Here is a 23,924-nt window from a genome sequence, read left to right on the forward strand (position 1 = left end):
CTATGATCCCTGTTCAATTGACTATCGAAGGTCTATACTCTTATCAGGAGCGTCAGATTATTGATTTTAAAAACCTTACCGATGCCGGGCTGTTTGGTATTTTCGGGGCTGTGGGCTCTGGAAAATCATCGGTACTGGAAGCGATTTCATTTGCTTTATATGGCGAAACGGAACGTCTGAATATGCGCGATAAAAGGGCTTATAATATGATGAACCTGAAATCGAACAATTCTTATATTGAGTTTGATTTCATCAACTATGAAAATAAACTGTTCCGTGCTACCAGAGATTTCAGGCGAAATTCGAAGAAATTCGAAGATGTAAAACCGAATAATGTTACTTTTTATCAGCATATTGATAATAAATGGATACCTCTGGACCATTCGAATGCGGAAGCAATCATTGGTTTAAGTTACTCCAACTTTAAGAGAACGATTATTATTCCACAGGGCCAATTCAAAGAATTCCTGGAATTGGGTGCTGCGGAAAGAACCAATATGATGAAGGAGATCTTCAACCTTCAACGCTTTGATCTTCAAAATAATGTTTCAGGGCTTCATGTCAGAAACAGGTCTGAACTGGACCAGCTTGAAGGACAACTGAAAGGCTTTGAAGACATCAGTGAGGAAAAGATTCAGAACCAGAAGACACTTTTAACGGAGGAACAAAAAAAACTGGCTGAAGCGAATGAAAAACTGGAAAAAATTTCAACTACTTATCAACGGCTAAAAAGTTTAAAAAGTGATTTTGAAAGTTTACAGCTGAATAAGGAAAAGTTCGGAAAACTCTCTGAGCAAAAACCAGGAATTGATGCATTGGAAAAGCAAACCAATCTGTATGACCGAATCTTCAGGCTCTTCAACCCTTTGATCACTGAGAAAAATAAACTTTCGAAAGAAATTGCAGGAAAACGGAATGAAAAGGAAGCACAGATCAAAACTTTGCAGGAAACTGAAAAGGCTTTTCAAATTGTAAAAGATCAACTTTCTGCTCTTGAACCTCAGTTTAAGGCTTTGGATCAATCCCGAATTCAGGAAAATGATCTTGATCTGATCATTAAGATCCTTACGTTTTATGATGAAATCAAAACTTTAAAGGAAAGAACTCAAAAGGGTTCTGAAAAGGTAAAGGAGGTGACTCTCAATAAAGAGAAGATTCAAAATAAAATTGATGTACTTTCTGCGCAGGTCAAAGCTTTAAAAGATCAAAAATTTGACTCGGCATTGCTTTCTGAAGTGGGAAACTGGTTTATCCAGCATAAAAACTTAAAAAAATCTTTGCAGGATCAAACTGAAAAAATTGAAAAATATCAGATCCAGATCCGGCAAATTACAGAGGAACTTAAGCCTTTCGACTATCAGGAAAATTTTAAAGAAGATTTTAAATCCAAAAAAGAAACATTAGAAACCCGGAAAAAGGAACTTTCCCATAAACTGGATCATCTGAAGATTCAACAAGAACTTTCCCGTTTTGCCAGCGAACTTCATGATGGGGAAAACTGCCCGCTCTGCGGCTCTAAAGACCATCCGCATATTGTGGAAATTCAGGATGTGAATGCTGAACTGAAGGGAATTCAGGAAAATATAACAGCTCTTGAACAGGAAATTATCAGCATCCAAAAACAGGAAACTGAAATTGATAAGATCCTGGAGCGTAAAAAAATCTTTGGGGAACAGCTTATTACGGAGCAAAAAGTCTCTCTAAATATTCAAAGAGATATTGAAAAACATCTTCAGCAATTTACATGGAAGCCTTTCTCCCCAGATCACGAAGATGAGTTTGAGAAAAAGCGCTCTGATTCTTTTGCTTTGGAAAAAAAGATTGAGGAGACGGAACAAAATATCGTTTTGGAACGGGAAACTTTTGAAAAGGAAAATCTGCTTCTGGAAAAATACAGAACGGCACTGGAAGATTTTAAAAGTAAGGAGCTCAGCAAAGAAGAACAAATCAATATCAGCCGCTCTGCTCTAAAAATACTTACCTGGAATCTGTATGAACAAAAAACAATAGCAGAGGTAGAAGAATCTTATCAGAAATTGGTTTTATCCAATAAAGAAACGGAAGAAAGCTATCAGAAATCTTTACAGGAAGAGAAAGTTCTTGCTCCCAAACTGGCAGAGCAAAAGACAATTGTAAGCCAGACGGAAAAACAGATTTCGGAACTTGATAAGGAAATCTCAGAGAATGAGGATCATATTGCTAAAGCTTTAACAGCACAAAATTTCACTGATTTTAAAGAGGCAGAAAATATTTTGCTTCAGGAAATCAATATTGAGCAAAACAGAAACGAAATTCAGAAGTTCAACATTGATTTTGAAGCACTGAAGAAATTCATCAGCGAGCTGGAAATCAAACTGAAAGACCTTTCATTTAATGATGAACAGTTCTCTCTGGCTGAAAAGCAATTCAATGAAACTCAAAGTGAGCAAAAGCAGATCAGCGACTCTGTGGTAACAAAAACCGCAGAAATAGACCGTCTGGAAAAGGAATATGTGAAAAAGGAATCTCTCCTGAAAGAACTTACAAAGCTTCAGAAACGTTCTGAAAACTTAAAGCTGATGATGAACCTCTTTAAAGGCGCAGGTTTCGTACAATATGTTTCTTCTATTTATCTGAGACAGCTTTGTGACCATGCCAATGTACGGTTTCACAGAATGACGAGAAATCAACTGAGTCTGCAGCTTAATGAAAATAATGATTTTGAAATTGTCGATTACCTCAACGAAGGCAGAAGCAGAAGTGTCAAAACGCTTTCCGGCGGACAGGCATTTCAGGTCTCTCTGAGTCTTGCACTAGCACTGGCAGAGAGTGTTCAGGCCAATGCGCAGGCTGATAAGAATTTCTTTTTCATTGATGAAGGTTTTGGGACCCAGGATACGGAATCAGTCAATATTGTATTTGAAACACTGACCAACCTGATGAAAGAAAACAGAATTGTAGGGATTATTTCGCACGTCGAAGAGCTGAAAGAGAAGATTCCTACGGCACTCAATATTGTCAAAGACGAGGAAAGAGGCAGTCTGATTGAGATTGTGTAAATACCTTTTTTAAACGAAAAAAGTCACAAAAGTTTTATTTTAAAATACTTTAGTTCACTTAAGTAAGTTAACAATTGAGCTGCATAAAAAGTACACATGAGTTGAAAATCAAAGATTTTCATAAAACTAAAGTGAACTCCATCTGCATAAAGCCTGAAACTTAAAAAACTAAAGTGTTTAAAAACTTTTGTGACTTTTGGGGTTAAACCATCTCCATTATTACAATCCCTGAATAACAGGTTTCACTTCATTTCCGAACAGTTCTATAGATTTCATCATCAGATCATGAGCCGGATCTCCAATATCCATATGCCCGATAAATCTTGTAATCCCGAAAATCTCTTTCATATAAGCAATTTTATCTGCTACCTCTGCTGAACTCCCGATGAATAAGGCTCCATCTTTACTTCTTCCGCCATCATACTGCATTTTGGTATAAGGCGCCCAACCTCTGGAAGCTCCTATCCTATCCATTTGAGATTTGTAGGTATGGAAATACCCATCTACCACAGCCTGATCATCACTCACAAAAGTATGTGAATGAATGGCAATCTGCATTTTGGAAACATCATGCCCTGCTTTTTGGTATTCCTGCTTATAGAATTCGATCAGATTTTTAAACTGAATAGGCATTCCACCGATAATGGCTACCACCAAAGGCATTCCCAGCTGAGCAGCACTCAATACAGATTGTGGAGTCCCTCCTACGGCTCTCCAGATTGAAAGCTTACCATCATTTTTGGCTCTTGGATAAACGGTCTGGTTTTGCATCGGTGCGCGAAGTTTTCCTGACCAGCTTACATTCTCTTCAGAATTAATTTTCAGTAAAAGTTCAAGTTTTTCATCGAAAAGGGCTTCATAATCATTCAATGAGTAGCCATATAGCGGAAAAGATTCAATGAAACTTCCACGTCCTACGAATATTTCAGCTCTTCCGTCTGAGATCAGATCTAATGTTGAAAAGTCTTCATATACTTTTACCGGTTCCGAAGAGCTCAAAACAGTCACTCCACTCGCCAGTTTTATATTTTTTGTAATGCTTGCCGCCGCAGCCAATACCATCTCCGGAGAGGAAACCGCATAGTCCGGACGATGATGTTCCCCCATAGCGAAGACATCAATGCCAACCTCATCCATGAATTTTACCTGTTCCAGTATTTCACGGATCTTCATTCCCGCATCACGATATTTCCCGGTTGACTGGTCAAAGGCCAGATCCCCGAACATTCCTATTCCTAATTCCATATTGTTGATTTTAGTACTACAAAATTACGGTAATCAAATATCAGAAGCATTGATGTTTGTTAAGATCGAATAACGATTGATATTCTAAAATTTATACACGCAAAGTTTTATCTTATTTATGTTACATTTTTAAGGGAGCTAAGAATAGGCGGCTTCGCCGCTGATGAAGCAATGTGGCTATGCATACGCTTCGTAAGAATCAATGTATTGATTCCGTCTTTGCTCCCTCGAAATATGGAAGTATCAAAATAAAAACTTTGCGTTTATAAAAAACTCTAATTTTTTTTGCCACTGATGTAAGAATTTCTTTGGATAATAAGAATTAGCAAATGAAGATAATTTTACAGCTAATCTAATACTTTCAACCTCAAATTTTCCTCACTTATACTTTTCATTTTCTTCTTCTTAAATCAGGTTAATCATATAAACTTATTATATTTGAAAGCTATAACGTTATGAAAATGAAACATACTCTGATCCTTTTCTTCATCCTTTTCACAGGTTTTTACTTTTCGCAAAACAAAACAGAAATCTATGTGATCGGAAATATACACAACAGTGTTCCCAATTATCATCCAAAAATTTTGTTTGACATTCTTAACAAAATACAACCTGACATTATCCTCCACGAAGTAGACGCTCAGGGAATGAAGGAATACGAAACAGATAAAAGCCTTAAGGGAAATGAGATCACGGCAAGCAATCTATACCTTAAAAAATTTTCCGGAACACTAAGGCTGCCTTTTGATTTTGAAAACAGAAATCAATATAGAAAAGATAAAGGAATGGTACCTGCTGATAATTTGTCTGTAAAACTGATCGACAGTTTATATAAAGTAAAAAAGCTATCACAAGCTGAGACCAAACTTTATGAAGGCTTTCAGAACACCACCAAAGAATTGATGAAAATAGCCGAATTACCACCGAAACAATTTAATAATAAGACAACAGACAAAATTTCTGAAAGAAGGCAGAATGCTCAATATTCAGATTTAACAAAAATCACAGATAACAGGAAAGAGTTTGCCGAACGGTTTGTTACTAAACTTGATGGTAAAAAAATAAGCTATAGAGAGGGTTTTAAACTGATGTCAGGTTTCTGGGATCTGAGAAACCAAACTATGGCTCAGAATATTTATAATACAGCAGTAAAATATCCTCATAAAAAGATTGTGGTTCTGACTGGATTTTTGCACCGATATTATCTGTTGAAAGAGCTTAACAGACTAAATAAAGGGAATTATGTAGTGAAAGAGTTTTATGAGTAACTGTGTTGGAAAACGTTAAAGCTCAAAGTGATTAAAAATGATGTTATTTTTAAGGCGTAAGAAAATCAAAGTTTTTCAGTGAGGATTCCAACAGGTTTTGTTTGCCACGAATACCTTTAGATTTGCAATTTAGAAGCAAATTCGTATTAACCTGCTTTTGAGTCTTTGTGATGTTCAACAAAGGTATAAACAAAAAATCCAGCTTTATAGGCTGGATTTTGTTATTATTTCTTCAGATACTGATCAAAGTAATCTGTGATTTTCTGCATCAGGTGAACTCTGTCTTTTCCGATCACGTTATGCGGGTGTCCCGGATAAGCAAAGTAGTCTAACTGAACTCCGTTATCAACCGCAGACTTGATGAATTTGATGGAATGCTGCCATACCACTACATCATCCTGCGCTCCGTGAATCATCAGTAGTTTTCCTTTCAGATTCTGAACTTTATCTAACAGGTTAGCTGTAGCATACCCCTGTGGATTTTCCTGTGGCGTGTCCATATATCTTTCTCCATACATAATTTCGTACATACTCCAGTCGATTACCGGTCCACCTGCGACTCCTACTTTGAAGACATCCGGTTTACGAAGCATAAAGCTTGTCGTCATAAACCCACCGAAGCTCCAGCCGTGGATTCCCATTTTTTCAGCATCTACATAAGGTAGAGATTTCAGATAATCTACTCCTTTCATCTGGTCATTCATCTCTGTGGTTCCCAGGTTTCTGAAAACAGCCTGCTCGAATTTAAGACCACGGTTAGAAGATCCTCTTCCGTCCATGGTGAAGATGATGTATCCGTTCTGAGCCATATATTCGTACCAAAGGTTTCCGGATGCCGGGAATGTATTGGTAACCAACTGCAGGTGAGGTCCGTTATATAAATAAACGATGGTAGGGTATTTTTTGTTCGGATCAAAGTTCGTTGGAAGGATTATTTTTCCGTACAAAGGAGTTCCGTCATCTGCCTTTAATTCTACGTTTTTAATTTCCGGTCTCTGATAGTTCTTTAATGGGTTTTCAGAGGTAAGGATATTGGTTGATTTTAAAGTAGAGGTATTAATGATGTTCCCCACTCTTGGAGTATTGGCGTTGCTGTATGCATCATACAAATAGTTTCCGTCACTGCTTAGGGTTCCGATATGTATTCCTTCTGCAGTATCCAGTCTCTGCATTTTGAAATTCGTCCAATTGATCTTATACAGGTGTCTTTCTAAAGGAGTTTCTTTTGTAGAAGTGAAATAGATCTCCTTTTTCTTTTCATTGAATCCTAAAATATCAGTTACCAGCCAGTCTCCTTTTGTGATCTGTGCTACCAATCCTTTCTCCAGACTATAGTGGTACAGGTGGTTATATCCGGTTCTCTGACTCTGCCAGATAAAATCTGTATTGGAATTCGGGAAGAAGGTAAGCGGACGCTGTGGCTCTACATATTTGGAATCTGTTTCTTCAAATAATGTTTTCACCAATGTTCCGGTAGCCGCATCATATTGGTTCATCTTCATATGATTCTGTCCTCTGTTCAGCACAGCGACAAAGATATATTTTGAATCCGGGCTCCAGGTAACGGCTGTAAGATACTGATCTTTTTCTCCATCAACTTTCAGGAAAGTGGTTGCCTGGGTTTTGATATTGAAAACTCCTAAGGTTACCTGATGGGAAGTCTGGCCAGCCATCGGATATTTGATGTTATGATTGACGGCTGGGGTTACTGACCAGTCAATGATCGGGTAATCTGCCACCATGCTCTGATCCATTCTGTAGAACGCCACACTCTCTGAATTCGGAGCAGGGAAAATTCCGGTATCAATCCCGAATTCGTTTCTGTGAACGGCCTGCCCACTGATGATATTCTCATTAGCTTCATTGCTTACGGCAATGGTTTTTCCGTTTCTGTTGACAAATAGATTATTCTTTGCCGTAAAAGCAAAAGTCTGTCCGTCGCCAAACATTTTTACATTGGCAGCATCCTTATCTATGGTAGCGGTATTTTTTACTTTCCAGTCGCTTCCTGATTTTTCGATCCAGGACATTTTACCGCCTGTATTGAAATACCCTTGTGATGCACGGGTAAATTTAATAGGTGGAACAGCTTTCAGCTTATCCCCTGAAGACTGTCTGTTCAGTTGAGTCAGAGATACCAATGTATCCTGCTTATTGGTTTTCAGATCTGTGATCAGATATCCACCTTTTACGGACTGGATATATGATTTTCCGTCTGCAGCCCATGAAAACTGTGAGATATTTTTCACAGCCAGGTTTGTTCTCATCCCATTTACAGCCTCCGCCATGGTGAACTTCTGAGTCTGGGCCCATGCTGAACCTCCCAAAACCAGCATCAATAAAGAAAATCTATGTAATTTCATTGTATAAAATTGAATCCATCAAAAATAAGAAATAAAAATCATCCGTTAAGAAGTGTTAAATTAAAACATTGATAAAACACAATTAATGAATTGAAGAAAATTATTTCTTAACTTAATGGTAGAATTTGGTAAGGGATGTTGGAAAATTACAGAAACCTAGAATTATTTTAAAAAACTGTGATTCAAGAGGAGTAAAAAGACCCTAGCCCTGATAGTAACGGTTACCCCGCAGCTTGAAATGGAATGTATGGGGATCGGATGATGGAATGTGTGGAGCGAGGAGTATGAGTGGATAGCAGGAAAAAGCTCCTTTAAAAAGAGAAAATGAAAGGTGAAAAATAAGAACTGATTGTACGGTAAAAGATTCATTATTTACAGTATCATGCATTTCTTATCCTATATCAATGATTTGTATAGGTCCTCTGGTCTAAATTTGCATCATTAATCATAACAAATACAAAATACAATGGCAACAAAATGGAACCTAGACCCAACGCATAGTGAAATTACTTTCAAAGTAAAACACATGATGATCTCTAATGTAAAAGGAAGTTTCAGAAACTTCACTGCTGAAATTGAATCTGAAGATGAATTTTTTGCGAATGCAAAAACTACAGCTACCATCCAGACAGATTCTGTATTCACGAATAACACTGACAGAGATAACCACCTAAAGTCTGCCGAGTTCTTCAATGCTGAAGTACACCCTACTATTACTTTCGAATCTCAAAAAATGAACGATCAGGTGGTTGGAAATCTTACCATCAACGGAATTACCAAGCCTGTAACTCTTGATGTAGACTTCGGAGGAATCAATGTAGACCCATGGGGAAATACAAAAGCAGGTTTCTCTTTCGAAGGGAAAATCAGCAGAAAAGATTTTGGACTTAACTGGAATGCCGCTCTTGAAGCTGGAGGGGTAATGGTAAGTGATGATGTAAAAATTGCCGGTGAACTACAGTTTGTAAAGCAAGTATAATTTTTTAGCATACATAATAAAAGGTTCAGGGATTTTTACTAAAAACCTTGAACCTTTTTGTTTTTTCGACCTATATATTTTAATCTTCAATATTTTATGAACCTTAACGATCTTCAACACATAAGTGAAGGCTTCAAAAACACTCAAAGAATGCCTGTTCTGTTTCTAGGACACGGCTCTCCAATGAATGCTATTGAAGAAAATCAGTTTGTACAGGGTTTCCGAAAGGCAGCCAGAGAAATCCCCAAACCTAATGCGGTCCTTTGTATCTCTGCCCATTGGTATACTCCGGGAACTTTTGTAACCGCCATGGAAATGCCTAAAACGATTCACGATTTTTACGGCTTCCCCAAAGAGCTTTTTGAAGTGCAATATCCTGCCCCGGGAAGTCCGGAACTGGCAAAAGAAACCGCCGAGCTTCTACTTCCCGTTGAGGTGGAAGAAGACCACAGCTGGGGATTAGATCATGGGGCGTGGTCTGTAATCAGACATATGTATCCTGATGCAGATATTCCGGTAATACAACTGAGCATTGACTATACGAAACCTCCACAGTATCATTATGATCTTGCCAAAAGGCTGAATAAGCTTCGTGAAAAAGGAATTCTGATCATCGGAAGCGGAAATATTGTGCATAACCTCCGCATGATCGACTGGAAAAACATCAATACGGTAGGTGCCGGATGGGACTGGGCTGTGGAAGCCAGAGAAAAAACCAACAACTGGCTTCTGGATGGAAATTTCCAGAATATTATCGATTATCAGAGACAGGGAACATCTCTGCAATATGCTGTGCCTACTCCCGATCATTATCTTCCCCTCCTCTATACTTTAGGATTGAAAGATCAGTCTGAAGAACTGTCTTTATTCAATGACGAGCTGATTGGCGGATCTTTGAGTATGACCAGTGTGAGGATTGGGTAAGAAGAGGTAAAGGAAGGAAGGAAGGAAGCTGGAAGTTATTGTTCGTCTATTGAGTACTGACTGTTGGCTTTATTTCAGAATTTTTTGAATAGATATTGCAAAACGATCAGCCAATTAAGAAACTATTTTGAGATCTGAAATAAAAAGGAAACAGCCCAACTGAGCTATTTCCTTTTTTTATAATGGAATGAATGTATCTATTGTTATTGTACAGCTTTTAAAACATTAATATTTCCGTAGCCATAACTTGAATTGGCCGTTGGATAGTAAGTCGCAGACTGTCTCATTTTATTCAACACCTGATCTCTGGTCCACGATGGATTTTTAGCCCATACTAAAGCTGCAATCCCCGCTGTAGCCGCTGTAGCTACTGAAGATCCACCTACGTAATCAGCCTGTCCGTTGTAATAGCTTAGAACCGGAACCGTATTTCCTGAAGCTCTTTCCATCTGGAACGTAAAATCGATCTGACTTCCGGAATGGCAAACGTCGCATTTCTGGTTGGAAGTTCCTTCTTTTACGCCCGTGATCGCCTGTGTCTCCGGCATTGATGCAGGGAAAATCACACCTACAAAATTGGTAAAGCTGGTAGAAGTTCCGCCTGCACAGAAGATCAGTTTTCCTCTGGCATAAGCATATTTTACTCCATCTTCAATTTTTCCTACTGAAAAGATATGCCCCATTGACATAGAAATGATCTTCACAGCCGTATTATTCCCCAGTTCAGTAAAAGCAGTTTTCACAGCCGTCTGCTCACTGGAAGTTTCCAATACCACATTCTCCGCAGCCCTGTAAGCAATAAGATTGGCATTATAAGCTACTCCTACAGGTAATCCAGCATTGTTTCTTGGTGCAGCAAGTACTGAAGCCATTTTGGTTCCGTGCCCACACTGATCGCCTGAGCCATCTGAATTGTACACTCCAAATTTGCTGATCGTTCTTCCCGAAGACGCTCCGTTATTAAAGCTCGCTCCCAGTAAAGATTGTTCCGGAGAAACTCCTGTATCGATCAATCCAACAGTAACTCCAGCTCCTGTACTGTAATTCCAGGCATCAGGAATGCTGTGCTTGGTAAACGCCCACGGAACTTTTGCACTTGGAGTGGTTAAAGTATAATCTGCCGCATTTAATGTCGCTGTTGAAAACCCACATCCTGAAGAACCACTTCCTGAAGATTTTGCTGCGGTATTGTATTGTGCTTCGTTTTCAAAATAATGATAATCTGCCGGTTCTACATATCGGATCGTTTTCATCTGCCTAAGAGCAGCAATGGTTTCTTCTTTTTCAATAACGACATCCATCTGGTTGAGATACTGATCAGAAAGCAAAACAAAATTTCTTTCGTCTTTCCCTTCATATTTTTTGATCAAGGCCAAAAGCTCTCTTTCCATCTCACTACTGTTCGGAGATTTGCTTCGGTCAAAATCATCCTTTGAAGAACCGAACCCGATAGATACCTGTCTGTTTCCACGGAAAATGGCACTCCACAGAAAATGATCCGATTCGTTTTTCCAATTGAATGTTCCGTCTGTTTTGATAGCCTGATTGATCCTTTCATTGATCTGCTTTGCTGTCAGAGGATCTTTCTGGGCTATTTCTGTTTTTGCGTTTTCAGTCTGAAGTTCATCTCTGGTACACGAGTTTAAAGCAAAGAATATTGCTAAGAGGAATACAGTTTTTTTCATATGTTATTATTTTGATTGGTAGCACAATATAACACTTTATCGGGAATTACAAACTTTAAGGAAGTGAATTTAGCATTGCATGAATATTAATTTAAAATGAAAAACTGAATGTTATCCACAATTTCTTTGCAGGATATTGAGAATATTTTTCTTAGCCACTAATGCACGAATACAATACTCCATGGATTCTTGTTGTAATAAAAAGATGAAATCTTCTGGACGTTCATACCACTTATTTTTGTACAACTTTTATATATGCACAAAGAAAAAATTCGTGCATTAGTGGCAAAAAGCTTAGTGTCACATGAATATTAATTTGAAATGAGAACCCGAGTGTTATCCACAATTTCTTTGCAGGATATTGAGAATATTTTTCTTAGCCACTAATGCACGAATACAATACTCCATGGGGTTTTTGTTGTAATAAAAAGATGAAATCTTCTGGACATTCATACCACTTATTTTGTACAACTCTTACATATGCACAAGTAAAAAAATCGTGCATTAGTGGCAAAAAAGAAAATAAGAGGTGAAAATATCTGTCACCTCACAGACTTTAGTGTGTCTGCTTGGCTTATAAAACTTTTTCGAAGCAAACACTAGTATCTACGCCGATATATTGTCCGTAATTGGGAATCTTATAAAATCCGTTTTTCTCATAAACAGAAATCGCCTGAGTAAGGTCCTGAGAAGTTTCCAAAACCGCCTTTTTAAACCCCAGTTCTTTTGCCCAATTTTCAAGTTCTGTTACAATGGCTGATCCTAATCCTTTTTTTCTGAATTCAGGATCTGTAAACATTCTTTTAATCTCTACCGTATCTTCTGAAAATGGTTTGAACGCCCCACATGCTGCCGGCATATCATCAACATAGGCTACAATACAGTTTTTAATAGCATCAATAGTATTGAACTGAGCAAAGAAATCATCTGCATCCCCATTATGTTCTGCCAGTGTGGCATCAAGGGATTTTACAAGATTACGGAAATCAGGATGAGCAGAATCTGTTCTGAGTAAATGCATATTTATTGGGTTTATAAACTTAACGGTTAAAAGATAGTGAAAAATAAAAAAGCTCCCTTTTCGGAAGCTTTTGTTGTATATTTTAGTTGACAACGAACTTTCTTTCGTTGATCAGTTCTGCAATCGCCAGCATATCTTTACCGATCAGTCTGTCGTCTTCAAGTTTAGCTACTTTTGAACGAAGGATCGTAAAGTTTTCTTCAATGACTTTGGAACATTTGGAAGGTCTTCTGAATTCCAGTCCCTGAGCAGCAAACATAAGCTCTACAGATAGGATATTCACAAGGTTTCCAAGAACCTGATTGAATTTTCTTCCTGAGATACTTCCCATAGAAACATGATCTTCCTGTCCTAAACTTGTAGGAATAGAGTCAGCCGATGCCGGGAAACATAAGGTTTTATTTTCTGTAACCAAAGCTGCAGAAGTATATTGTGGAATCATAAACCCTGAATTCAGCCCTGAGCTTTCAGTAAGCAATCTTGGAAGTCCGTATTTTCCTTCTAACAGTAAATAACTTCTTCTGTCGGAAATATTACCTAATTCTGCAGCAGCCAGTGTAGCATAGTCTAAAGGTAATGCCATCAGCTGTCCGTGGAAGTTTCCTCCTGAAATAGATTCTTCAGCGCTTAATACAATAGGGTTATCTGTCACAGAATTCAATTCTGTTTCTGCCATACTTCTAAGGTGCTCAAAAGCATTTCTGCTCGCTCCGTGAACTTGTGGCACGCATCTCATAGAATAAGGGTCCTGAACTCTCTCACAGTCTTCATGAGCTTTCATGTTTTCTGAACCTTTTAAGAATTTAAGCATTCTGGCCGCTACTTTTTTGCTTCCTTCAAAAGGTCTGATCTCATGCAGTTCCTTTTTGAATGGGCTTGCAGAACCTCTGTATGCTTCAATACTCATTGCAGCTGTCATGTCTGCAAGATCAAGCAGGTACTCAAATTTCTCTAACCCTTTGATGGCATGTGCCAGAATAAACTGTGTTCCGTTGATCAGCCCCAATCCTTCTTTAGGCCCTAAAGCTAAAGGCTCAAGACTGTGTTTCTCCAGAACTTCCAGAGTATCGGATACTTTATCTCCTTCCCATACCTGTCCCAATCCCAGTAAAGGCAATACAAGATGTGCCAATGGAGCAAGGTCACCTGAAGCTCCTACAGATCCCTGTTCAGGCACTACAGGTATAATATCTTTCTCCAGCATCAGGATCATTCTCTCGATCACCTCCAGAGAAACTCCTGAAAATCCTTTTGACAAAGCATGAACTTTAGCAATCATCATGATCTTGGAAAGTTCTTTATCAATTGGCTTTCCTACTCCTACTGCATGGGAAATAATCAGATTATACTGTAGCTGTGCTGTTTCGTCAGCTGATATTTTGGTATCACAAAGGGGTCCGAATCCGGTATTGATTCCGTATACACATCTATCGGACTCTACTATTTTCTGTACGTTTTTCTGAGATTTTAAGATCTGTTCTTTTGCTGCTTTATTCAGCTTGGCTTTATTAGGTTTTTTACATATTTCCAGAACATCATGGAAAGTAAAAACGTCTACTCCGTATATCATTTCTAAAAAATTTCCTTAAAATTACGCATTTAACAATAATTGGAGAAACTAAATTTCACCCTTCTATATTTTTATCAAAAGAAGTGAATTAATTTATTATTTTTACCCCCGAAAATTAAAAACCATAAACATGAGACTGAAATCTTTACTGCTTGCGCTATGCATTGCCGGTACTACCACTTTCGCACAGAAAGTAAAATATTCTAAGGAAGACATCAAAAAAATGGAGACCTACCTTTTCAATGAGGGCTTTAACACTCCATCACCCAAGAAAACATCTACGATCATTTTAAAGGATGGAACCACTTACAAAGGGTTTTGTAATAAAATCGAAACGAAAAAAGGACAGATCTATGAGGTCGCTATCAAAGACAGTGTAACCAAAAAGAATGCGACCTTCAATGCTGACCAGATCGATGAAATGTATGTATACCCAAGCAATGCTGAAAAATTTGCAAAAGTTGCCAAGTATATGGGAAACATCAGAAACTATGGAACCAAAAAACTGACAAAGACGACCAATAATGACAGAATTTATTTTGTCAATCAGACGGTTTCTTTAAAGAATAAAAAGGATGAAAAGGAATTCCTGATGCAGGTGATCAACCCTGGATTTGATGATATTATTGCAGTATACCATGACCCGAGAGCTAAAGAGACTACAGGATTTTCTGTGATGGGTTCTCCTCAGCTGGGCGGTGGTGTTATCAAATCTTATTATGTAAAGAAGGGGGATAAAGTAATGTGGCTTCATAAAGATGACTTTGAAGACAATTATGACTTTCTTTTCGGAGACAACAAGGAATTCATGAAAAAGTATCCTAAAAACTCCGTGGAGTGGGATTATTTCAGTTTCCTTGTGAATGAATATACTTCAATGACCAACGGATAATATGATTCCATAATATATTATAGGCCTGTAGAGATTCTACGGGCTTTTGTATTATAAAATCTTATTTTTGTATTAAACTAAGAATCTATGAAGCTTCATTTCAACACCCTACTCGTTTTTTGTTTATTATTTTGGGGAGCTTTGGGAAAGATTTTCAGAGGCTGTTCAAAAGCTGATGATCTGGCTCATGCGGGAAGTCTGGTGAAAACCATTGAACATACTCCCTATCAGCTAAGTTCCAAAAGTCTCAGCCGCTACATCAGCGCAGAAGCCTCTGTACTTAGAAATCCTGCAGCCTTACGAAGACACCTGGACATTACAGAAGCCGTAGACAGAAGGGTTCTTGAGGATCTGGCAATAAGTAATAGCGAGGTGAAGGCCCAACTTAAAAGCATCGACGAAAATCTTCTTCCTTCTGAAAAGATGAAGGAATACGGCGACATGATTGATAAATACGGAAAGAACATCAATTTCGAAAGTTATAAAAGCCTATTCGAGACTCTTGATTTTGCTTCCACAGTCAAAGATTTTTATGAACTCGATGGAAATATGAATAATAGCCCATTTAAGGAGCTCACTCAGAATGTTACTATCAATCAAAACGGTTTTACCGTACCCATTCCTGATCACTTTTATAAGGTAACTTCTCTGACCCACCCGCTGATCAGTGACCTTTGGATCAATGATAAGGCGGCGATAATGATATATTCGTTTAAAAATAATTATCAGAAATCGCTTGAAGAATGGAAACAGGCCAAGGCGGAGGATCATAAGTATCTCAATATTTTTGCAGAACAGGAAAATCTTATTACATTTTCAGTATCGGACAGAAAAGATCAGCTCTTCGGCTGTGTAAAAGTTTTAAAGAAAGGGAAAAAGGTCCTTTTTATAGAAATGGCTTTTAAAAATCAGGTTGAATTCCTGAATCAATACAAAACGTTAATTGCTAAAATATAAATCTATTTTTTTAACAGTATTGTGTTCGTAAGAATGCAAGCAAAATTCCGTAATTTTGTTTTATGAATCCTTCTTTAGAATTACAGCTCAAAACCTTACCATCGGAACCCGGCGTTTATCGTTATTATGATAAAAACGAACAACTTTTGTATGTAGGCAAAGCTAAAAATTTAAAAAAGAGGGTACTCTCCTACTTCAACAAAAACCTTTCAGGATACAGGATCAAAATCATGGTGAGCAAGATCCAGCGTCTGGAAACCACCATTGTAAACAGCGAATATGATGCGCTTTTGTTAGAAAATAACCTGATCAAAGAACATCAGCCGTTTTATAATGTCATGCTGAAAGATGACAAGACCTATCCGTGGATCTGCATTAAAAACGAAGATTTTCCAAGAATTTTCCTGACCAGAAATGTGATCAAGGATGGTTCGGAATATTACGGTCCCTATGCAAAAGTTCGTCCTGCAAAGATCTTACTGGATACCATCAAGCATATTTATAAGCTCAGAACCTGCAACCTGAATCTTGATCCGGCTAAAATAGCAGAAGGAAAGTATAAGGTATGTCTGGAATATCACATCAAAAACTGTGAGGGCCCTTGTGAAGATCTGGAATCGAAAGAGGAATATGACGAAAAAATAGATGCTATCCGCGGAATCATCAAAGGGGACTTCCGGAAAGCTAAAGATTATCTGGTGAATCAGATGATGAAACTGGCCTCTAATCTTCAGTTTGAAGAAGCCCAGATTATTAAGGAAAGACTTGATATTCTCGAAGATTATCAGGCGAAAAATACCGTTGTAAATCCTAATATCGATGATGTAGATGTCTTCGGTATGACCAGTGATGAAACTGCTGCGTATGTCAATTTCTTTAAGATCAGAAATGGAAATATCATCCAGAGTTTCACTACGGAAATCAAAAAAATACTGGAGGAAACCGATGAAGATATTCTGGAAGAAGCGCTGATCGAAATCCGGCAGAAGTTTTCTTCCGATTCCAAAGAAGTACTCCTTCCTTTCCATTTGTCTGTAGAAATCCCGAATGTAAAGCTGATTGTTCCTAAAGTAGGCGACAAGAAAAGAATTGTAGAGCTTTCTGAAAAAAATGCCAAGGAATATCGTTTGGAAAAGCTGAAACAGGTTCAGATCATAGACCCTGAAAGACATACAAACAGGATTATGGCTGAAATGCAGAAATTACTCAGAATGCCTGTAGAACCAAGACATATTGAAGGTTTTGATAACTCGAATATCCAGGGGACAAATCCTGTTTCTGCCTGTGTGGTTTTTAAAGATGGAAAGCCCAGCAAAGCAGATTACAGAATCTTCCATCCTAAAACCGTGGAAGGTCCCAATGACTTCGCCACGATGGAAGAGGTCATCTACCGCCGTTACAAAAGAATGCTGGACGAAGGGGAAAGTCTTCCTCAACTGATCCTTATCGATGGAGGAAAAGGACAATTATCATCAGCTGTAAAGAGCTTAAGACTATTAGGACTTTACGGGAAAATTACTATTGTAGGGATTGCGAAAAGACTTGAAGAGATCTTCTTCCCGGAGGACCCTATTCCTTTATATCTGGATAAAAAATCTGAAACGCTAAAAATCTTACAGCGTGTGCGGGATGAAGCTCACCGCTTTGGGGTAAAGCATCACAGAACCAGAAGAAAGAATTCTACGATAAAATCGGAATTGGAGGAAATTCCAGGGGTGGGAGAAAAAACGATCGAACTGCTGCTTTCCAAGCTAAAATCCGTTAAACGCATTAAAGAGTCGAATCTGGAAACGCTGGAAGAAATTCTGGGTAAGAGTAAGGCTAAAGTAATTTGGGAGTTTTTCAACGCTCAATAATCATCTGTTTCATCCTATTGGGTATTCACCAATAAAACAAAGGTTTTATAGGAACTTCGGATATTATTTTAATTCAAACAAAAGAGATAAAAAATCAATAAGGCAAGGGATTAAAAGAAAAAATCACAATAAAATACATTAATAAATAAATATTTTAAAAAATAATATTATTATTTATATTTTTTTCATAAATTAGTATTATTAACTAATACCAATAATACTATGAATTTTTTTCTATTTACATAACCTTCTCTATCCATTTTTTCTTATATAAATGGATCTATCCCTCCATCACAACTGTATCATCAAAATATATTTTCAAAATACCCGAAATGAAAAACACATCAGCATATATACCATAAAAGGCTCTTTTTTCAAGAGCCTTTTATATTGTATGATGGATATTGCAGTTTATTTTCCTGCAAAAACTTCTTTAGAATATCTTCCATCCCCAAGTGGCATATCGATAACAATATTTCCATTTTCAAAGTAACCGATGGTTGTATTTCCATCTGCTAATTTTACTAGGAAAACATCTTTTTTAGAAGTGGTTTTAAAAACAGCAAATGGAACAGAGCTTCCTGATTTTGCTAAAATAAACTGATTGGCATCAACCTGTATCTTCTGCAGATCTGATTTTCCATTCGAATAAGCATTGGCTGCCGGAGCCGCTGAAGAAGTTGAAGACTCTGCGGTCGTATTGTGAACCACAGTCTGAGCAGCATCTGGAGTTCTGGATGGCAACATTTCCACCGGGCTGGAAACCCCAACTTTCGTTAATGCCTCCTTCAAAGCATCAGCGAACCCTTCCTCAAATTCTTTTATATCCGAACGTCCTTTTGATTCAAAAATGACTTTCTTGTTACAATCTTTAAACTGTAAGATCACTTTATTGGTAAACAGGTTTTTGTCATTCACTACTTCTGCAGTGACAACATTACATGAATTGTTTCTTGCTACTGTAGGCCATTTGTCCATAGCTTCCGGTAAAATTTCATATTTTTTACCTTGTAATGCTTTCGCTAAAGAAGCTTCCAGTCCATAGCTATTTTTAAAGGTCTGAAACTTCTCCGGGATCATTACATATTTATAATCTGAAACTTTTTGTGCAAAAGCTATTGTTGAGCAAACTGCCAACACAAACATTGAAATCTTTTTCATTTTTACCGATTTAATCATTTCTGAATGCTCCCATATCCAGCTTCAGCGAGAAGAAATTAGAATAGAAATTAGAACCACCTATCCCTGAATTCGTAATTGCATAATCCAGTGTAAGTCCTCTATATCTGATTCCGATCCCTGCACTAGGCTGGAAAGAAACTTTTCTTTTAAGGTCTTCTATATCTGTAATCGATTGGAACCTGTTGATCCCCAATCTCACAAAGATCATTTTCTGATAGCCTAGTTCTGCCCCTGCATAAGGACTGATACTGGCAAAATCTGTTGAAATCAAAGAAGCAGTTTTCGCGAAATCAACATTGATTCCGGCTTCCGGCAATACGTATACACTGCTGTTGATTTCAAATAATTTACTGGCTCCCACGTTCAGCTTAGGCATCGTAAGTTCCATTTTATCTTTTGGTGCCGGGTTGAATTCCTCACCGTTTACCACTGTAGAAAGTTCTTTCTGGTTGATACTCCAGAAATTGACCGTAGTAGTAATATCACGAATCATCCCCCCGAACTTCCATCCGTTGTCAGCTTTATAGATAGCCCCTACATCAAAACCGAAACCATATCCATTGGCAAACTTACCTACATTTCTATAGACAATCTTAGCATTCACCCCTACATCCAGCTTCGGATTTCCTCCTGGACGGAATGCATATGAAAGGATAGCCGCATAATCAGATTGGGAGAATTTTGTAATTTTATCATAATCAATATTCCCTTCAGAGTCGATCATCTGAGTCGTATTCAGGATATTATCTACCCCAAGTCTCACGACTGAAACTCCAAAAACCCCTTCTTCCATTACTTTAGCATAAGCCAAATAATCGTATTTTGCTATCGATTCAAAGTATTCAGCGTGCATAGCTGCTCCCTGCCAATCTCTTTCGATAGACATCAAACCTGCAGGGTTCCACATAGGGGCATAGACGTCATCCTGGTTTGTGATTACAGCCCCACCCATTGCCAGTCCTCTGGCTCCGGCTCCAATGTTTAAGAATTCATTGGAATATTTCCTGACAATCTGAGACTGGGACAACCCAAACAGTAGTGAAAATGCAAGTAAAAAATATTTTTTCATCATATAAATTTGATGCTTAGTTTAAGTTTTTAGTTTTTCTGGCTTTAATTAATCCGTTCGCAATGATTGCCAGTATCATAACACCCGAGGCAATATAAAATATAGGGCTCATATGTTCTGATTCCCCAAAGATAAAAAAAGCTAGTATAATTCCGTAGACAGGTTCCAAATTAACTGTTAAAATTAAAGTAAAAGGTGAGATATACTTCATTAAATTCACCGATTCCAGCATTGGAAAAGCGGTGAAAACACTGGCTAACAAGCATATTAACGCCAAATCTCTGTAGTTTATTTCATTCATCTGAAAAATTTGACCTGAAAGCAGATAGAAAATCATTAAAATGAACCATCCACAGAAAATTTCGTAAAAAATAATGTTTCCGGAGCTTGTTTTACCAAACATTTTACCATTAAATACCGAGAAAATAGTTCCGAAAACCGCACATAAAATTCCGTAGATAATCCCTTCTTTAAAATGGAATTCTGTTTTAAAGATCAATAAAATACAGGCTACAATTACTGTCCCCATTACCACCTCCGAAATATCAACCTTTCTTTTGAAAATAATAGGTTCTAAAATTGAAGCAAAAAGTGTTGACAGGGAAAGACAGCTTAAAGCAATCGAAACATTGGAAACCTTTATAGAATAAAAGAAGCAATACCAATGAAGTGCCATTGTAAAACCGATAGCCGCCAACTGAAAGAATATCTTTTTTGAAACCTTTATACTTTCTTTTTTAAAAACTCGGATGAATACAAAAAGAAAAATGGAAGCAAACAACATTCTGTAAAATACCAGAATCTGTGCATTGGCCTGAATCAATTTTCCCAAAATTGCAGTGAACCCCCACAAAAATACTATTAAGTGCAACCTGAAAAGCGCCAATTTATGCATAACCTATCTCCTTTTTATTTTAACGTGCAAATTTACAAATACGCTTTTATAAATCTTGCAAAAAAACATAAATTTACATTCGTAAAAAGATAATAAATAAAGTTTTTAATAGCTTTACTCTTAATTCAGAACGTTTTTTATTAATTTAATAAAAAGACCAATCAACTAACTATGATATTAAGCCCGAGCATTAAAATCAAAACAAAACACCTGACTTTAAGTCCTGTTGAAGACTTACACATTGATGATATTTTGGAACATTTTACAAATGAGGTGACCAGATACATGCCTTTTAACCCACAAGGGAATAGACAGGATATAATCACTTTTGTGAATGAGTCAAAAAGAACTTTATTACAAAACACAGATCTTGTAATGGTGGCTCTTGACTCTAATGGGGATTTTACAGGATGCTGCGGTATCCATAATATTACAGAAGAATCTGCTGAACTTGGCTTATGGCTAAAAAAAGGTTCTCAGGGAAAAGGATTAGGAACTGAGATCATAACGACCCTCATAGAATTTCTGGAAAAGAATTTTACTTTTGAGTATATTTTATATCCTGTAGATGAAGACAATATAGCCAGCAGAAAAATTCCGGAAAAACTTGGCTTTACTCCTGCTAAAAAATATAAAAAGCATAAGAATCATCTTACCGACCTGAATATTATAGAATATAGAAAATATTACTCACAACCACACGCATTACTAAAAAAACCCTGAAAATGTGTTAAACTTTCAGGGCCTTCAAATAATAAACTATTAAAAAAATAAACTAGGAACAGAGTAATTTTCAGAGGTTATCACCCTCCATTACTCTTATGTAAAGTTAGAAAAAATCTCAATTATTTAAAAATATTTTTTAGTTAAAAATTTCACAATTTACTAAAAACCAAATAATTAAACATCTGTTTTACTTCCAATTCATATTCCTCATAAAAATAGTATCTTTAAGCGTAAAAAATTGAAAATTTTATGGACATCGAATTCAATAAACGAGAAGATCAGAACAGATTAAAATTATCTGAAATAAATCGCTTACTCACTGAGATCAAAAAAGGAGGTGGTGAGAAGAGGCTTCAAAAGCTCCGTGATGAAGGAAAAATGACAGCAAGAGAAAGAATAGATTATCTTCTCGATAAAGATTCAGATTCCATAGAAGTAGGAGCATTTGCAGGATATGAAATGTACCCCGAACATGGAGGCTGCCCTAGTGGGGGAGTTGTAGTGGTTATTGGCTACGTTTCCGGAAGACAGTGTATCGTTGTTGCAAATGATGCGTCTGTAAAAGCGGGTGCATGGTTTCCCATCACAGGAAAGAAAAACCTGAGAGCACAGGAAATAGCCATGGAAAACAAACTACCTATTATATATCTGGTAGATTCTGCTGGCGTTTATCTTCCTATGCAGGACGAGATTTTCCCGGATAAAGAGCATTTTGGAAGAATTTTCAGAAATAATGCTAAAATGAGCTCAATGGGAATCATCCAGATTTCTGCCGTTATGGGCAGCTGTGTAGCTGGAGGAGCCTACCTGCCTATCATGAGCGATGAAGCTATGATTGTGGATAAAACAGGTTCTATTTTCCTTGCCGGAAGTTATTTGGTAAAGGCAGCGATCGGAGAAAGCATAGATAATGAAACATTAGGTGGAGCTACTACACACTGCTCTATTTCAGGAGTAACAGATTATAAAGCGAAAGATGATAAAGATGCTCTGAATAGAATCAAAACCATCATGAAATCTATCGGAAGTACTGAAAAAGCAGGCTTCGACAGAATTGAAAGTTTCCCACCAAAAGAAAACCCGGAAAATATCTTTGGAATCATGCCGGTTTCCAGAGCTGAGCAATATGATACTTACGAAATCATCAAATGTATTGTAGATAACTCTGAATATGAAGAATACAAACCAGATTACGGTAAAAGTATTATCTGCGCAACAGCAAGAGTTGATGGCTGGTCTGTAGGAATTGTAGCCAATCAGAGAAAACTGGTTAAAAGTGGAAAAGGAGAAATGCAGTTCGGTGGAGTGATCTATTCTGATTCCGCAGATAAAGCAACCCGTTTCATTGCAAACTGCAACCAGAGAAAAATTCCGTTGATCTTCTTACAGGATGTTACCGGCTTCATGGTAGGTTCAAAATCAGAACACGGAGGTATTATCAAAGACGGAGCAAAGATGGTGAATGCTGTTTCTAATTCTGTTGTTCCTAAATTTACCATTATTACTGGAAATTCATACGGAGCAGGAAATTATGCAATGTGTGGTAAAGCTTATGATCCAAGACTTATCGTAGCATGGCCATGGGCAGATCTAGCAGTAATGGGTGGAGCTCAGGCAGCAAAAGTATTGGCTCAGATCCAGGAATCTACCCTGAAGAAACAAGGTAAAGAGATCTCTGAAGAAGAACATAATGAGATTCTGGATACCATTTCAAAGAAATATCAGAAACAAACCGAATCCACGTATGCTGCAGCAAGATTATGGACAGATGCGATCATCAATCCTGCGGATACCAGAAAATGGATCTCCATGGGAATTGAAGCGGCTAATCATGCCCCTATTACTGAGAAATTTAATCTGGGAGTGATTCAGGTATAAATAATCATACAAACGATCATAAAAGACGTCTCAATGGGTAATTGAGGCGTTTTTTTATGATGAATACTAAGAGGGAGCGAATTGAATTTCCAAACCTAACAGGTTAAAAGAATGAATTGTGGATAAGTAGTGGGATCCCTCCGGGATGAAAAAGTGCAGGGGAATAGACATACTGGTCTTACAGGGAAGATTATTATCCAAAGAAAAGAAAACAAGAGAACAATCGATTCAGAACAAAGAACAAAGAATAAAGAGTAAAGAGGGGTAAATCCTGAGAGTAGGCTTAAGTATAAAGCAAAAAAAATCCTCTATCTTTCGATAAAGGATTTTTTAAAAATAAAATAAAAACTGGCGGCGGCCTACTCTCCCGCGTTAG

17 protein-coding genes are annotated in these 23,924 nt (G+C 37.5%); 9 read left to right on the forward strand and 8 right to left on the reverse strand.

The features are described from left to right. Positions 1 to 2 precede the first annotated feature (2 nt). Positions 3 to 3,038, forward strand: coding sequence for an AAA family ATPase (locus AC106K_RS18685; protein WP_482446953.1), 3,036 nt, complete (start codon positions 3 to 5; stop codon positions 3,036 to 3,038). A 219-nt stretch (positions 3,039 to 3,257) separates the two neighbouring features. On the opposite strand, the gene AC106K_RS18690 is transcribed toward AC106K_RS18685, so the two are convergent. Beyond that, the gene (locus AC106K_RS18690) at positions 3,258 to 4,283 is read right to left on the reverse strand and encodes an LLM class flavin-dependent oxidoreductase (RefSeq protein ID WP_482446954.1); all 1,026 of its coding nucleotides are present in this window, start codon (positions 4,281 to 4,283) and stop codon (positions 3,258 to 3,260) included. Between the two features lie 455 nt (positions 4,284 to 4,738). Here AC106K_RS18690 and AC106K_RS18695 point away from each other — a divergent pair, with 455 nt between their 5' ends. Then, the gene (locus AC106K_RS18695; RefSeq protein WP_482446955.1) at positions 4,739 to 5,551 is read left to right on the forward strand and encodes a hypothetical protein; all 813 of its coding nucleotides are present in this window, start codon (positions 4,739 to 4,741) and stop codon (positions 5,549 to 5,551) included. A 224-nt stretch (positions 5,552 to 5,775) separates the two neighbouring features. Here the strand turns inward: AC106K_RS18695 and AC106K_RS18700 are convergent, their stop codons facing one another. Beyond that, entirely contained in the window at positions 5,776 to 7,914 is a 2,139-nt protein-coding gene (locus tag AC106K_RS18700; RefSeq protein WP_482446956.1) for a S9 family peptidase, read from the reverse strand. A 466-nt stretch (positions 7,915 to 8,380) separates the two neighbouring features. On the opposite strand from AC106K_RS18700, the gene AC106K_RS18705 reads away from it, so the two are divergent. Continuing rightward, positions 8,381 to 8,893 carry a YceI family protein gene (locus tag AC106K_RS18705; protein ID WP_047098639.1) on the forward strand — a complete coding sequence of 171 codons (513 nt, stop codon included), beginning with the start codon at positions 8,381 to 8,383 and terminating at the stop codon, positions 8,891 to 8,893. 96 nt (positions 8,894 to 8,989) lie between these two features. Further along, the gene (gene ygiD, locus AC106K_RS18710; protein WP_482446957.1) at positions 8,990 to 9,817 is read left to right on the forward strand and encodes a 4,5-DOPA-extradiol-dioxygenase; all 828 of its coding nucleotides are present in this window, start codon (positions 8,990 to 8,992) and stop codon (positions 9,815 to 9,817) included. A gap of 203 nt (positions 9,818 to 10,020) precedes the next feature. Here the strand turns inward: ygiD and AC106K_RS18715 are convergent, their stop codons facing one another. The 3 genes from AC106K_RS18715 to hutH form a co-directional block, all read right to left on the reverse strand. Then, positions 10,021 to 11,502, reverse strand: coding sequence for a S8 family peptidase (locus AC106K_RS18715; protein ID WP_482446958.1), 1,482 nt, complete (start codon positions 11,500 to 11,502; stop codon positions 10,021 to 10,023). 574 nt (positions 11,503 to 12,076) lie between these two features. After that, positions 12,077 to 12,523, reverse strand: coding sequence for a GNAT family N-acetyltransferase (locus AC106K_RS18720; RefSeq protein ID WP_482446959.1), 447 nt, complete (start codon positions 12,521 to 12,523; stop codon positions 12,077 to 12,079). 82 nt (positions 12,524 to 12,605) lie between these two features. Next, on the reverse strand, positions 12,606 to 14,093 hold the full coding sequence (hutH, locus tag AC106K_RS18725) for a histidine ammonia-lyase (RefSeq protein WP_482446960.1): 1,488 nt from the start codon (positions 14,091 to 14,093) through the stop codon (positions 12,606 to 12,608). Between the two features lie 130 nt (positions 14,094 to 14,223). Here hutH and AC106K_RS18730 point away from each other — a divergent pair, with 130 nt between their 5' ends. From AC106K_RS18730 to uvrC, 3 genes are all read left to right on the forward strand, one after another. Further along, a complete protein-coding gene (locus AC106K_RS18730) occupies positions 14,224 to 14,985 on the forward strand; it encodes a hypothetical protein (protein ID WP_482446961.1) in 762 nt (253 codons plus the stop codon). An 87-nt stretch (positions 14,986 to 15,072) separates the two neighbouring features. Further along, positions 15,073 to 15,942 (forward strand): hypothetical protein, encoded by an 870-nt coding sequence (locus AC106K_RS18735; protein WP_482446962.1) that lies wholly within the window; start codon positions 15,073 to 15,075, stop codon positions 15,940 to 15,942. Positions 15,943 to 16,004: 62 nt separating this feature from the next. Beyond that, complete coding sequence (uvrC, locus tag AC106K_RS18740) at positions 16,005 to 17,798, forward strand: excinuclease ABC subunit UvrC (RefSeq protein ID WP_482446964.1); 1,794 nt, start codon at positions 16,005 to 16,007, stop codon at positions 17,796 to 17,798. 411 nt (positions 17,799 to 18,209) lie between these two features. On the opposite strand, the gene AC106K_RS18745 is transcribed toward uvrC, so the two are convergent. From AC106K_RS18745 to AC106K_RS18755, 3 genes are read right to left on the reverse strand one after another with little or no spacing between them, the layout of a single operon-like run. Beyond that, entirely contained in the window at positions 18,210 to 18,959 is a 750-nt protein-coding gene (locus tag AC106K_RS18745) for a hypothetical protein (RefSeq protein ID WP_482446966.1), read from the reverse strand. Positions 18,960 to 18,969: 10 nt separating this feature from the next. Next, positions 18,970 to 20,052, reverse strand: a complete 1,083-nt coding sequence (locus tag AC106K_RS18750) for a putative type IX sorting system protein PorV2 (RefSeq protein ID WP_047098647.1) — start codon at positions 20,050 to 20,052, stop codon at positions 18,970 to 18,972. Positions 20,053 to 20,065: 13 nt separating this feature from the next. Then, entirely contained in the window at positions 20,066 to 20,944 is an 879-nt protein-coding gene (locus AC106K_RS18755; protein ID WP_482446968.1) for a DMT family transporter, read from the reverse strand. A 171-nt stretch (positions 20,945 to 21,115) separates the two neighbouring features. Here AC106K_RS18755 and AC106K_RS18760 point away from each other — a divergent pair, with 171 nt between their 5' ends. Both AC106K_RS18760 and AC106K_RS18765 read left to right on the forward strand, forming a co-directional pair. After that, positions 21,116 to 21,667 carry a GNAT family N-acetyltransferase gene (locus AC106K_RS18760; protein WP_482446970.1) on the forward strand — a complete coding sequence of 184 codons (552 nt, stop codon included), beginning with the start codon at positions 21,116 to 21,118 and terminating at the stop codon, positions 21,665 to 21,667. Between the two features lie 252 nt (positions 21,668 to 21,919). Further along, the gene (locus tag AC106K_RS18765) at positions 21,920 to 23,548 is read left to right on the forward strand and encodes an acyl-CoA carboxylase subunit beta (RefSeq protein WP_482446971.1); all 1,629 of its coding nucleotides are present in this window, start codon (positions 21,920 to 21,922) and stop codon (positions 23,546 to 23,548) included. The last annotated feature ends 376 nt before the right edge of the window (positions 23,549 to 23,924 follow it).

This window comes from Chryseobacterium sp. FR048 (assembly GCF_056844665.1).